This is a genomic window from Streptomyces pinistramenti (assembly GCF_020564935.1).
Classification (GTDB): domain Bacteria; phylum Actinomycetota; class Actinomycetes; order Streptomycetales; family Streptomycetaceae; genus Streptomyces; species Streptomyces pinistramenti.
In genome coordinates this window covers 110573-124069 of the sequence record NZ_JAJCXB010000010.1, presented here as the reverse complement: position 1 = coordinate 124069, position 13497 = coordinate 110573, and the positions used below count along the sequence as shown (strand labels likewise).

General features: G+C 70.7%; 10 protein-coding genes. 3 read left to right on the top strand and 7 right to left on the bottom strand.

The window, feature by feature from the left end:
• Positions 1-30: 30 nt before the first annotated feature.
• The 6 genes from LIU39_RS10290 to LIU39_RS10265 all read right to left on the bottom strand — a co-directional run bounded on the left by LIU39_RS10290 (position 31) and on the right by LIU39_RS10265 (position 4804).
• A complete protein-coding gene (locus LIU39_RS10290; RefSeq protein ID WP_264482604.1) occupies positions 31-1497 on the bottom strand; it encodes a SulP family inorganic anion transporter in 1467 nt (488 codons plus the stop codon).
• Positions 1498-1514: 17 nt separating this feature from the next.
• On the bottom strand, positions 1515-2117 hold the full coding sequence (locus tag LIU39_RS10285) for a carbonic anhydrase (RefSeq protein WP_227046320.1): 603 nt from the start codon (positions 2115-2117) through the stop codon (positions 1515-1517).
• A gap of 91 nt (positions 2118-2208) precedes the next feature.
• Positions 2209-2571 carry a hypothetical protein gene (locus LIU39_RS10280; RefSeq protein WP_227046319.1) on the bottom strand — a complete coding sequence of 121 codons (363 nt, stop codon included), beginning with the start codon at positions 2569-2571 and terminating at the stop codon, positions 2209-2211.
• A 219-nt stretch (positions 2572-2790) separates the two neighbouring features.
• Positions 2791-3306, bottom strand: a complete 516-nt coding sequence (locus LIU39_RS10275; protein ID WP_227046318.1) for a glycine-rich domain-containing protein — start codon at positions 3304-3306, stop codon at positions 2791-2793.
• A gap of 19 nt (positions 3307-3325) precedes the next feature.
• Complete coding sequence (locus LIU39_RS10270) at positions 3326-4564, bottom strand: phenylacetate--CoA ligase family protein (protein ID WP_227046373.1); 1239 nt, start codon at positions 4562-4564, stop codon at positions 3326-3328.
• A gap of 60 nt (positions 4565-4624) precedes the next feature.
• On the bottom strand, positions 4625-4804 hold the full coding sequence (locus tag LIU39_RS10265) for a hypothetical protein (RefSeq protein WP_227046317.1): 180 nt from the start codon (positions 4802-4804) through the stop codon (positions 4625-4627).
• Between the two features lie 671 nt (positions 4805-5475).
• Between LIU39_RS10265 and LIU39_RS10260 the strand changes: the two genes are divergently transcribed.
• The 3 genes from LIU39_RS10260 to LIU39_RS10250 all read left to right on the top strand — a co-directional run bounded on the left by LIU39_RS10260 (position 5476) and on the right by LIU39_RS10250 (position 9092).
• Positions 5476-6432 carry a hypothetical protein gene (locus LIU39_RS10260; protein WP_227046316.1) on the top strand — a complete coding sequence of 319 codons (957 nt, stop codon included), beginning with the start codon at positions 5476-5478 and terminating at the stop codon, positions 6430-6432.
• A gap of 208 nt (positions 6433-6640) precedes the next feature.
• Positions 6641-8092, top strand: coding sequence for an amino acid permease (locus LIU39_RS10255; protein ID WP_227046315.1), 1452 nt, complete (start codon positions 6641-6643; stop codon positions 8090-8092).
• Between the two features lie 115 nt (positions 8093-8207).
• Positions 8208-9092 carry a GNAT family N-acetyltransferase gene (locus tag LIU39_RS10250; protein ID WP_227046314.1) on the top strand — a complete coding sequence of 295 codons (885 nt, stop codon included), beginning with the start codon at positions 8208-8210 and terminating at the stop codon, positions 9090-9092.
• A 64-nt stretch (positions 9093-9156) separates the two neighbouring features.
• Here LIU39_RS10250 and LIU39_RS10245 read toward each other — a convergent pair whose 3' ends face one another.
• Positions 9157-13368, bottom strand: a complete 4212-nt coding sequence (locus tag LIU39_RS10245; protein WP_227046313.1) for a bifunctional nitrate reductase/sulfite reductase flavoprotein subunit alpha — start codon at positions 13366-13368, stop codon at positions 9157-9159.
• Positions 13369-13497 lie beyond the last annotated feature (129 nt).

Genomic DNA, 13497 nt, shown 5'->3' with positions numbered 1-13497 from the left:
CTGCACGCGGGGCCCGGGGCGCCGTACGCGTCACGACGTCAGGACCTCCGGGCCACGGGCGCGGCGGTGCTGCTCGGCCCAGTTGTTCAGCGCGGTGGCGCAGGCGTGGTCGAGATGGCGCAGACCGTCGAGGTCCAGCTCCACGGCGCGGTCGGCGGGCAGCGTCGCCAACTGGTCCAGCAGCTTGGGCAGCCGCAGGAACGTGGCATTGCCGACGGCGCGTACCTGTATCGGCTCGTCGCCCTCGGGTATCTCGATGTCGAGGTGCACCTGCGAGGTGTCCCAGGCGGTCTTGGCGACCGCCAGCAGCAGGCCGATCAGCACGCCTTCGAACATGTTGACCGTCACGATGGCGAGGGCCGTGGCGAACAGCACCACCGCCTCACCGCGGTGCTCGCGCCACAGCGGCCGCAGCTCGCGCAGCGGTATCAGCTTGCACCCGGCGTGCACCAGGATGCCGGCCAGCGCTGCCACCGGCACCACACCCAGCGCGGCCGGGAACGCCGCGGCGAACACCAGGATCCATACGCCGTGCAGCACCCGTGACAGCTTCGTCCTGGCACCCGCCTGGACGTTGGCCGCACTGCGGACGATCACCGCGGTCATCGGCAGCGCGCCGAGCACACCGCAGACGGTGTTGCCCGCGCCCTGGGCCATCAGCTCCTTGTCGTAGTCGGTGCGCCGGCCGGAGTGCAGCCGGTCGACGGCCGCCGCGCTGAAGAGGGACTCGGCGGAGGCGATCAGGGTGAAAGCCAATACCGTTCCCAGCACGCCCAGTTCGGTCAGTCGCCCGATGTCGGCGAAGCCCGGCGGCTGGATGGCGTCCAGCAGGCCACTGACCTCCACCCGGGCCACCGGCAGGTCCAGGACGAAGACCGTGACCGTGGCGAGCGCGACCGCCGCCAGCGGAGCGGGCAGCACACGTGCCGCGCGCTTCCAGCGCGGCCAGAGCACCAGGACGGCGATGGTGCCCGCACCGACCGCGAGAGCCGTCGCCGCGCCGCCGTCACGGACGGTGTGCAGGACGAGCGCCGGCAGCCCGGCGAGGTTGGAGAGCCCGTCACCCGGCGCCTTGGAGTCGGCGAGCGTGTAGAGCTGCCCGGCGATCAGCACCAGGCCGATGCCGGCCAGCATCCCCTGCACGACGGCGACGGAGATGGCACGGAACCAGCGGCCGAGCTTGAGGGCGCCCATGACCAGCTGCAACAGGCCGGCCGCCAGCACCAGGGCGCCCAGCGCACCCAGGCCGTACTCCTGGACGGCCTCGTAGACCAGCACGGTCAGGCCGGCCGCAGGACCGCTGACCTGCAGGCTGCTGCCGGGCAGCAGGCCGGTCAGCAGGCCGCCGACGATGCCGGTCACCAGACCCAGTTCGGCGGGCACGCCGGAGGCGACCGCCACCCCGACGCACAGCGGGACAGCCACGAGGAAGACAACGAGGGACGCGGTGAAATCCGCCCGGAGGGACGGGAGTCGGTTCACGATCAGTCGATTCATGGTGAGTGGGCCCGCCTTCACAGCGGGCGGAACGAGTCGGTTGCCGGGTCGTGCACCGTGACCTGGCCGGTGTGGACTTCGTAGAACCAGCCGTGCAGCGCGACCTCGCCGGATTCCAGGCGCTCGCGCACGCTCGGGTACTCCCGCAGTCGGCCGAGCTGTTCGTACACGTGCCGGCGCACGGCGCTGCGTACGGCGGGTTCCTCGTCGTCCGGAAGCTCTTCGGACAACTGCCGGTCCAGCCAGTCCTGTACGTCCGGCACGCCGGTCAGGTCGTCGCCGCGCGCCCTGGCGCCGACGGCGCCGCAGTGCGAGTGGCCGCACACCACGATGTCGGCGACGTTCAGTACGCGCATGGCGTACTCGATCGTGGCGGCTTCGGCGCCTGCCGGGCCGCCGTCGGAGTAGCGGGGGACGGCGTTGCCCGCGGTGCGCAGCTCGAACAGTTCACCCGGCCGGGCGCCGGTGATCTGCGAGGGGATGACGCGGGAGTCGGAGCACGTGATGAACAGGGCGAGCGGGGACTGGCCGGCGGCGAGCCGGCCGTAGCTCTCCCGCTCCTCCTGGAGTTCGGCGATACGGGCACTGTGGCCCCGGGCATGGTGGATGAAGGTGTCCACGAGGGGAGTTCTCCTGCTGATGAGGGGTGCCACCGCGACGGTGGCGGGAAGGTGATGCGGAGGGCGCGCATGACGGGCCCGGCGGATCGGCTCAGCAGCGGAAGACACAGTGCAGGACGCGGAGTTCGCGCGGCACGGACACCCGGGGCGAGGCTCTTTGGGCCCTCGCCCCGGCCGGCGCGCAATTGCCGACGGACAGCACGGCGGCGGACGGCGACGGCAGGGGCGGGCCGGAATCCGGCAGCGGGAGGTACGCGTGCCGCGAGCCACGGCGCACCGCCTGCCCGCGCTCCGACTCCCGCTCGGCGAGTTCACCGTTGCCGTACAGGGGCCCACCCAAGGCCGCGGGGGCGCCCATGAGTGCGAAGCCGGTGGCTGGGGCCGCGACCGCTGCACCGGCGGTCGGCGCCGCGGCGCCCAGCAGAAAGAGGAGGATCACGGTGATCGTGGTCATCGTTCGTACGGCCGGGCGGCGTCGGCCCGGCGTGTTCTTGTCCTGTCGCATCATCGCCTTTCGGTTCGCCGTACGGCCGGGACGGTGGTCCCGGCGCCGGGAACGGTGAGGGTGGGGGGATTCATGGGGGCGGGGGCGTCTTGCGGACGTCATTGCGCCGCAGGCCGGGGAGAAGGTGGCACGGCCGGGTCCGTGGCCGTGCCACCTTCTCCCGGGCGGCTATGCGGCAACGGCCGCCGGTTCCAGGGCGGCGATCTCCGCGAGGGGTATGTCCATCCGCTCGTGCAGGAAGCGGACGACGGTCCAGTGCGGCAGCGCGCCCTCGTCGAAGGGGCCGAACTCCCGGCAGTACAGCGGGATCCAGCGCAGCGCCTCTTCGATGGCCCGCTCCCGGCCCGGCTCCTGCTGGTACGCCTCGTAGGCGATGCTGCGGTGCTCGATGAAGAACCGTCCGGGCAGCCGCTCCTCGCACAGGCTGCGGTACTCGCGGGTCTGGAGGATGAGGTAGTGCCAGATCTCGTCGATCTCCTGCTCGACCGGCAGGAAAAGGCCGCTCAGCTGCTCGTGATGGTGCGAGACGAGGTAGAGGTAGCGCAGGCACTCGGTCACCTGGCGCTCGACGAACTCCTCCGGCGCGCCCGTGTGATGGACGAAGTGCGCCACCACCTCGGTGTGCAGCGCCTCGCCGAGCAGGGCGGTCAGGTCGTCGGCGGACAGCGGGGTGCTGCTGGTCATGGTTCTCCCGTCGGGGTGGTCAGGTGTCGGTCGCGAGCCAGGCGTACTTCCCGGACTTCCCTATCGGGAGGCGCGTACGGTGCTCCGCCCGGCAGTGCCGTCCGGTCAGTTCACGGACACCGCGTTCCAGGGCGGCGGCCTCGGCGGCCTGGACCGGGTTGCCGTCGAACGTGGTGTAGGCCAGCCGTGCCTCGTCCGTGCCGGACACCTGCAACTGGTGCACGAAGACCCGCGCGGAGGCGGCGCCGATGAGGCGGTCGAGGTCGCCCTGCGACACCGGGCCGTGCGGCGTCGGCAGCAGCTCCTTCACCCGCCCGCAGAACCGGGCGATCTTCGCGGGGTCCGGGGTGCCGTCCCGCGTCCGTACGCAGTCGCCCGAGCGGTAACGGACCAGCGGCATGTACGGGTTGCGGATGCTGGTGACGATGAGCTGGAAGATCTCGCTGCCCGGGGCCACCGGGAGCAGTTCGACGCTCATCCTGTCGAGATGGGGGCGGTAGCCGCCGCGGCGGTCGCTGGAGAAGAGGTAGCCCAGTTCGGTGCTGCCGAACAGATCGATGATCGGGCAGGCGAAGTGCTGCTCCAGGAAACGCCGGACGTTCACCGGCGTGTACTCGTAGGCGTGGATGATGCTGGCGGGCGGCGGAAAGGCGTCCCACAAGTGCCAGGTGCCGATCTTCCGGAGCAGATGCGCGAGGTGGTACGAGGAGCAGTCGAGGTGGTACCAGCCGCGCGGGTGGGTCTGACGGGCCGCGTCGATCTCGGCGAGCATCCGGACGACGTCCGCGCGTTCCCAAAGGGCCGGATCGAGCCGGAGGTTGACGTACGACGTGCGCGCGTCCAGTTGCCGGTCCGCGGCGTCCGGGACGGCCGCGGGCTCTTCGCCGCGCTTGGCGGCGTTCACCCGGGCGACGTGTTCGGTCGCCAGGACCGTGGTCAGCGACACCCGGCGGCAGTCCGCTTCCCAGGTGGCGGCGAGGTCGGGGTGCTCGCTCCACAACTGGTAGTAGGAGCGCAGGAGGAAGTACGGGGGGCGGATGATCTGCATCCGGGCGTGGTGGGTGCCGGTGGACAGCACGAACTCGGCGTCGCCGGTCTTCAGCGCGGCGGCGAGCCTGGGCGTCATCCAGTTGTCGGGGAAGCCGCGCGCGATCTCCGGTTTGTCGAGGAGGGGGAAGTGCCCCTGCTCCAGCGAGGCGCGGTAGATCGGGATGTCCTTGATCTCGGCGATGACCTCGGCCGACGGCTGACCGTCCAACTCCATGGAAAACCTTCACAAGTGCTCGGGAAACGGGTGCTCCGGGCGCGGTCGGCCGGGTCAGGAGATGCAGCCGGCCTTCGCCACGCTGACGCAGCCCGACTTGGGGGTGGCACTGATACAGCCGGCCTTGGGCGTGGCGCTGATGCAGCCGTTCTTCGCCGCCGCTCCGGCGGAGTTGACGGCCACCCAGCCCTGCCAGATCTCGTCCTGGGCCATCTTCTTGATGAGAGCTTCCATGCCGGGCCTCCGAAGGGTGTGTGGGAGTGCGGCGCTGACCTTGCCGATGCCGCACGTTCCGAAGGTAAAAGGATCACCAAGGCAGTGTCAATGAAAGGCAATGCTACAAGCAGGTTAACGATGTTCTGTGCGCCATTTTTGGCGCATTAGTGCTCCTCGTGGCCCTTCTTGTTCAGAGGAACGACCTGGTGGAGGGCGGCGCGCGGGCTTCGGGCTCGGGTGGTTGAACTTCACTTGACCGATGGGGAGTTGACCTGCCGCCGCTTGCGCGCGTGGGCGAGCAGGTGTCGGCGGGGTGCGCTCATGGGCGTCCGTCGGGCCGGCGTCGGACCGGTTCCCGTCGCCCCGTCGCCGCCTCAATGGTGTCCTGTTGGTGACACTCCATCAGATGTGGAGATTTCGAGGAGGAATGAATATGCCAATCGCATAGCGCATGCAGTGCGGAATGACAAGAGAGTGGAACCGGTGGGGAAGAGGTCCGGGATTCCGCCTCGAATGGGTGGTGCAAAAGGTGTGGAACCCGATATTCCAGGCGACTATTTTCGCTATCACTTGTTGGTGAGTAGGGTGTGCCCCGCCATCATCGGATCGGGGGAAACGATCCGGCTGAATTAGGCGTGGACGAAATGTGAGCGGGTGGATGATGACGCCTTCGGGACCGGGAGGGGATCATGGCGGCTGGCTCATTCGAGGGGCAGTACGTGTGGAGTCCGGCGGCCAATGACCGGCAGTTGGCGCAGGCGTGTATGGACGTCAGGGCCGGCCGGTACTTCGGTGCCCATGAGGTACTGAAAGAGACCCGGGGGGATTTCGAGGTACGGGCCCACAGGTCGCTGGTGCTGGCATCGGAAGCCGCCGACTCGGACCTGGCGGAGCGCTGGATTTCGGAAGAGCCGGGACCGGAGGCGGCACTGCTGTGGGCGCGGGTGGCGATGATCCGGGCATTGCGCATGGCCGAAACCGACGACCGGCGGCAAGAGGCCATGGTGCGTATCGCGCGCACCGCGGGGGAGCGCGCCGCGCAGATGCTGCCGGATGACCCCACCCCGTGGGTCTGCCAACTGGCCTTGTCGCGATTTCAACGACCCCAGGATCCGGCCCCGCAGGGACTCCTCACCGCGCCGACCGGCCCGTGGTATCTGTTCGCGCATATTCTTCGGCTCGACCCCTGGCACCGCGAGGCGCACCACAGGTTCCTGTCCTTCTTCTTCACCCGCAACGGCGGTTCGGCGAGCGCGAGCTGGGACGTCGCCGCGTTCCTGAGCCAGCGGGCCGCGGCCTCGTCGGCGCTGCGGCTGCTGCCGCTGGTGGCGCTGGTCGACGAGTACAACCCGACCGCCCTGCTGGCCGACCACACCTGGGAGCAGCCGCAGTGGATCAGCACCGCACTCGGCATCTACCGCCAGTGGTTCCCGCTCACGGCCGGGTACCGGTTCACCCCCGTGCTCGACCTCTCGTATCTGGCGCATGCGCTTTTCATGGCGAAGCATGAATTCGAGGCGCGCGAAGTTTTCACGGCGATGGGGCCCTATGCGGCCCGCATGCCGTGGAGTGCTTTCGGGAAACCGGAAGAGCAATTGACGAAGGCGAGACGTTCATGCGGTCTTCCCATTCCTGGAGCTGCCTGAACGGATGGAGGTACAGATGAACGCATTCGTGAGACGCGACGGGTAACGACAGCGCCGATAGCACGACTGCGATTCCCCCACCGAAGTCTTCCTATCAGCCCTGTCAGAAAGGTTTACGGTTGTGTCCGAGCGTATAACCACGGCTCGCGCGAAATCCCCGCACCGCGCAGACCCCGACACTTTTGATGATGACGCGACATTGCATGCGATGGGATATCCGCGGAAGCTGACCCGCAGGTTCCGCGCCTTTGACAACTTCGCGATCTCTTTCACGATCATCAACATCATCTCCGGAATCTTCTCGTCCTTCGGATTCGGCATGAACGCGGGCGGCCCGCGCATTCTGGTGTTCGGCTGGATCGGCGTATCGATCATGGTGCTGTTCGTCGGCGCCGCCATGGGAGAAATCGCCTCCGCCTACCCGACCAGCGGCGCCCTGTACTTTTCGGCCGGGAAGCTCGCCAAACGGCACCGTGGCGCCTGGTCCTGGTACACCGGCTGGCTGAACTTCGTCGGTCAGGTGGGCGGCACCGCGGCCACCAACTTCGCCGCCGCCACCTTCATCCAGGCGTTCCTCTCCATGCAGTGGCCCTCCTACGTGGCCACGCCCCAGCAGACCGTCGGACTCACCGCGGTGATCCTCTTCATCCAGGCTCTGGCCAACACCTACACGGTGCGTCTGGTAGCCGTGGTGAACCGGATTTCCGTGTGGTGGCTGCTCATCGGGATGGTGGTGATCGTCGCCGCCCTCGCGCTGATTCCGACGGGCCATCAGTCACCCTCGTTCGTCACCCATTTCGCCAACAACACCGGTTTCACCAACGGGATTTACGGCGGAATGCTCGGCCTGCTCGTCACCAGCTGGACGTTCACCGGGTTCGACGGCAGTTTTCACATGTCCGAAGAGACGGTGAAGGCCACCGTCAACGCACCGCGCGGGATCATGCGGGCCATCACCTGCTCCGCGATCACCGGACTGATCCTCATGCTCGCGCTCGTGTACGCCATCCGCGATTACGGTCACGCCGCGAGCGCGGACGCCCCGCCCGTGCAGATTCTCATCGACGCACTCGGAGTCAGCACCGCCAAGCTGCTCCTGCTGATCGTGATCGGCGCCATGCTGTTCTGCGGCCTCGCCAACATGACCAGCAATACCCGGCAGATCTTCGCGTTCTCGCGGGACGGCGCGATGCCGGGTTCCCGCTGGTGGCATTCGGTTTCGACGCGCACCCGCACCCCCGTCAAGGCGGTCTGGCTCGCCGCGGCCTGCCCGCTCGTGCTGGTCCTGCCCGGCTGGTGGTCGCACACCGCCTTCACCGCCGTCGTCAGCGTCAACGTCGTCGGCCTCTTCCTCGCCTACGGCGTGCCGATCTTCCTGCGGCTGCGGCTGAACGACTTCGAGCCGGGACCGTGGAACCTCGGCCGCTACGGCAAGGCCGTCGCCGCCATCGCGGTGGCCTGGATCGTGATCAGCAACGTGCTGTTCATGCTGCCGCAGGCCGCACCGATCACCCCCGCATCGTTCAACTACGCACCCATCGCCCTCGCGGTGGTGCTCATCATCGCCACGGTCTGGTGGTTCGCCACCGCCCGCCGGCGCTTCCAAGGGCCGGTCAGCTACGGCCGCCCCGACGAGGTCGCCGCCATGGACCTCATCTGACCGCGCACCGGACCACGGACACAGCGGCAGGGGGCGCGAGGCTCGCGGCAGGCCGCCGCGCACCACGCACCCCCTGCCGCTTCCCCGACCCCACCTGAAGGGACGCACACCAGCGATGCACCGCCCCGTCGAAACCGCCACCCCGCCGCACCCCGCCGGCCAACTCACCGTCGGCGCCGCCTCATTGGACGAGTGGCGCGAGATAGCGGAGTGGGCGGCCCAGGAGGAATGGAACCCCGGCCTCGGGGACACCGAGTGCTTCCACCCCACCGACCCCGCCGGATTCTTCACCGGACGCCTCGGCACCCGGACCGTCTCCGCGGTCTCGGTCGTCAACTACTCCGCAGACTTCGCCTTCCTGGGCTACTACCTCGTCCACCCCGACCACCGGGGCACCGGCCTCGGCCTGGCCACCTGGCGCGCCGCCGTCCCGCACGCCGGCCGCCGCACCATCGGCCTCGACGCGGTCCCCGCCCAGCAGGCCACCTACGCCCGCGCCGGATTCACCGCCGTACACGACACCCTCCGGTACGCCGGGCGACCCGAGGCACCCGCCGCGCTCGACCCGGACGCCGTACCGTTCACCGCCGCCCACCTCGACGCGGTCGCCGCCTACGACCGCCGGTGCTTCCCCGCCGGCCGGCACGGCTTCCTCTCCCGTTGGCTGACCGCTCCAGGCCACCACACCAGGGTCCTGCTGCGCGCGGGCCGCGTCGCCGGATACGGCGTGACCCGCCCCGCCCGCAGCGGCCACCGCATCGGCCCGCTCTTCGCCGACACCCCCGAGGACGCGGCGGCGCTCTTCGACAGCCTCACCGCCGCCGCAGGCCCCGGAGGAGAGGTCTTCCTGGACATCCCCGAGCCCCGGCAGGCCGCGCAGGCGCTGGCCACCGGCCGCGGCCTGACGGCCTGTTCGCACACCGTGCGGATGTACACCGGCCCGGTTCCCCCGGTCGAGGAGGAGCTGACGTTCGGCGTCACCAGCCTGGAACTCGGGTAGCGAGGGCAGGACGGTGGCGGTGGCCGGGGCGGACGGCGGCCACCGCCACCGTCCGTGCCTGCCGTCAGTACACGTCGCGTACGTACCGCTTGTCGGCGGCCAGTTGCTTGAGGTACCCGGCCGCCGCGTCCTCGTCCAGGCCGCCGTGGGCGACGGCGATGTCGCGCAGCGCGCGGTCCACGTCCCCGGCCATCCGGGACGCGTCACCGCAGACGTAGAGGTGTGCGCCGTCCGCCAGCCAGGACCACAGCCGGCTGCCGTGCTCGCGCATCCGGTCCTGCACGTAGAGCTTGGCCCGCAGGTCGCGGGAGAAGGCGGTGTCCAGCCGGGTGAGCAGGCCGTCGGCGCGCAGCGCGTCGAGTTCGCCCTCGTAGTAGAAGTCGGTGGCGCGGCGCTGTTCACCGAAGAACAGCCAGTTGGGGCCGCGGTGACCGCGGGCGCGGCGCTCGTGGAGGAAGCCGAGGAACGGGGCGATGCCGGTCCCGGGGCCCACCATCACCATCGGGGTCGCGGGGTCGGCGGGCGGCCGGAAGCGGGGCGAGCGCCGGACGAAGACCGGCACCGGGCGCTCCGGTGCGGCGTCCGCGAGGAAGGCGGAGGCGACGCCCTTGCGGGGGCGGCCGTGCGGGGTGTCGTAGCGGACGACGGAGACCGTCAGCCGGATCAGGTGCGGATCGTCGAGCGGGCTGGACGATATGGAATACAGCCGCGGCTGGAGGCGTGTGAGCACCGCCGCCCACTCCGCGGCCGTGGCGCGTACCGCGTGCTCGGCGATGACGTCGACGGCCTGCCGGCCCCACGCCCACCGGTCGCGTTCCCCTCTGTTGCCGGGGCGCAGCAGCTTCTTGACGACGCGGTCGGCGGAGCGGTCGGCGACCAGCCGGAGCAGGCCGGGGGTGATCCTGGTGATGTCCAGGTGGCGGTGCAGGGCCTCGCCGAGCGGCACCGTGCCGATCCCGGGCACCTCGATGCCGGTGCCGCCGTCGAGCCCGGTCACGGCCAGCCATTCGGCCACCAGATCGGGGCAGTTGAGCGGCTGGATGCCCAGCGCGTCACCGGCCTCGTAGCCGAGCGGCGTGCCGAACTCCCGTGTATCGAGGGTGAATTGGCGGACTTCCTTGGTGGCGCCGGGCCGGCTCAGCAGCCGGTTTCCCACCAGGCGGGCGGTCGCGGGCGCCGCCTTCGTGGCGGTGCCCGCCCCGGCAGGAGGCGCCGCGGGCCTGGCCTCCGCCACCGGCTGCTCGGGGCCTGCGAGGACGCCGAGTATGCGGTCGAGCCACTGCCGCGCCGGCTCCTCGTAGTCCGGTTCGCAGTCCGTGCGCGGCACCATGCGGTGTGCGCCCAGTTCGCCGAGCCGGGCGTCGAGGCGGCGTCCGTGGCCGCAGAAGTCGTCGTAGGACGAGTCACCGAGGGCCAGCACGGAGTAGCGCACGCCCTCCAGCCGGGGTGAGTCGGGGCCGTTCAGCGACTCCCAGAATCCCGCTCCGTTGTCCGGCGCGTCGCCGTCTCCCGAGGTGCTGGTGACCAGGAGGAGGTCGGCGGCGTCCGGCAGGGCCGACGGCGCGGTGCGGTCCATGGGCAGCAGGCGTGCGGTCCGCCCGCTGTCGGCGAGCCTGCGGGCCGCGGCCGCGGCGGCTTCCTCGGCGTTCCCGGTCTGCGAGGCCCACAGCACGAGGATGTCCCGGGCGGAGGTATTGGATGTATCGGATGAAGCAGGGATATCGGAGGCTTCGGACGGGCGCTCGGGTGCGGTCGGCTGCCCGGGGATGCGGGAGAACATGCCGGCCAGCACGCCGTTGACCCAGACCGCGTGCTCCGGGGCGAGGGGCGCGTGGCCGGGCAGCACCGGCGTGCCGGACGGCGTTCCGGCGGCCAGGCCGGTGAGGAAGCCGTCCAGATAACGGCGCTCCTGCTCGGCCAGCGCAGGCGGCGCAAGAGCGCCGGTCCCGAACACCTCGGCCAGCGCCGCCGCGGCGCCGGGCCTGCGTGCTCCGGGCGCCGGGACGTGGAACGGGCCGTCGGCCCCTTCGTCCGTTCCCGGCACGGAGCCGCCTGCCGCCGCCGAGGCCGGGCCCGCCGGCGACGCCACCTTGGCGAGCGAGACCGCGCACACCTTCAACTCCGGCTGGAAGGAGACCGGGTCGACGGCGTCGTGGGTGACCGCGTTGACGCTGAGGTACTCGCCGAACAGGTCGTTCCAGTGGAACGGCGCGAAGCAGTCACCGGGCCGCACCCGGTCGGTGATCCGCGCGGGCAGCACCGCGCGCCCGCGCCGGGAGGCGACCTCCACCGCATCGCCGTCGGCAACCCCCAGCGCCCGTGCGTCCTGCGGGTGGACCTCCACGAACGGGCCCGGGTCGAGCTTGTTGAGCTTGGCGACCTTGCCGGTCTTGGTCAGCGTGTGCCACTGGTGCGGCAGCCGCCCGGTGTTGAGGACGTACGGGTAGTCGTCGTCCGGCATCTCGGCGGGCGGCAGGTGCGGGCGGGCGAAGAACACGGCCCGCCCGGTGGGGGTGGGGAACCACATCCGCGGACGGGTGCCGTCGGGCCGCTGTCCGGGTGCCTGGCTGATGCCGTCGTTGGTGTAGCGCACCGGATTGCGCTCCGGCCCGTCGGCGGCGGCGCTGGGCCACTGGACGGGGGTCCGGCGCAGCCGCGGGTAGCTCACGCCGCGCAGGTCGTAGCCGGTCTGCGGGTTCCAGGCCCGCTTGATCTCCTCGAAGACCTCCTCGGCACTGGCGTAGCCGAAGGCGTCCTCGTACCCCATTTCGCAGGCGATCCGCGCGATGATCCGCCAGTCCGGCCAGGCGTCGCCCGGCGGCTCCACGGCCTGCCGCGCCAGCGTGAGGGTGCGCTCCGAATTGACCAGCACCCCCTCCGACTCCGCCCACAGCGCGGCGGGCAGCACCACGTCCGCGTACGCGGTGGTCTCGGTGTCGGCGAACACGTCCTGGGCCACGACGAATTCGGCCGCCTCCAGGCCCTCGATGACGGTCTTGCGATGCGCCACCGAAGCGACCGGGTTGGTGCAGATGATCCAGGCGGCCTTGATCTCCCCGTCCGCCATCCGCCGGAACATGTCGACGGTCCCGGTGCCGGCGGTGTCCGCCCGCAGTGTTCCGGGGGCCAGGCCCCACAGCTCCTCGGTGAAGGCGCGGTCCGCCGCCACCGCGCTGGACCGCTGGCCGGGCAGCCCCGGGCCCATGTAGCCCATCTCCCGGCCGCCCATGGCGTTGGGCTGGCCGGTCAGCGAGAACGGGCCGCTGCCGGGCCGGCAGATCGCGCCGGTCGCCAGGTGCAGGTTGACCAGCGCATTCGTGTTCCAGGTCCCGTGCGTGGACTGGTTGAGCCCCATCGTCCAGCAGCTCATCCACGCGCCGGCGCCGCCGATCCAGCGGGCGGCCTGCCGGACGTCCTCCTCGTCGAGGCCGGTGATCTCCGCGACGACGGCCGGGGGATAGTCCTCCAGGAAGGCCGGCATCGCCTCCCAGCCCTCGGTGTGCCCGGCGATGAACTCCGGGTCGGTACGGCCCTCCGTCACCAGCAGCTGCAGCAGCCCGTTCAGCAGCGCCAGGTCCGTGCCCGGCTTGATCTGGAGGAACAGGTCGGCCTTGGCGGCCGTGGCGGTGCGCCGCGGATCGACCACGATCAGCTTCGCGCCGGCCTTCACCCGCTCCATCATCCGCAGGAACAGGATCGGGTGGCAGTCGGCCATGTTGGCGCCGGTCACCAGGAACACGTCGGCGTGCTCGAAGTCCTGGTAGGAGCCGGGCGGGCCGTCGGCGCCCAGCGACAGCTTGTAGCCGCTGCCCGCGCTCGCCATGCACAGCCGGGAGTTGGACTCGATCCAGCCGGTGCGGACGAAGCCCTTGGCGAGCTTGTTCGCCAGGTACTGCGCCTCCAGCGTCAGCTGGCCCGACACGTAGAGGGCCAGCGCGTCCGGGCCGTGCGTGTCGACGACCGCCCGCAGCCGCCTGGCCGTCTCCTTGACCGCGGTCTCCATCGGCGACGGCACGGGCCCGGCGCCGCGGTCGCCGCGCACCAGCGCGCGGGTCAGCCGCCCCGGGGCGGTGAGCAGGTCGGCACTGGTCGCGCCCTTGGTGCACAGCCGGCCCGCATTGGCCGGATGCGTCCTGTCACCGGACACCTTGCGGACCGCGCGCCGCCCCGCGCCGTCGACCGCGACATCGAGCACGATCCCGCAGCCGACCCCGCAGTACGAGCACACCGTCCGCACCTGCGTGGCGGATTCCGGCTGCGGCTCCGGTGCGGTCACGTGCGGCCCCTCTCGTGGTCGGAATTCCGGGCCCGACCGTACGGACCGGCCGTTGCCCGGGTGTCACGAGGAGATCATCCAGGGTTACGGCCCCTGCACAACCGCCCGGTTCCCGCCGTGAGGAAGACC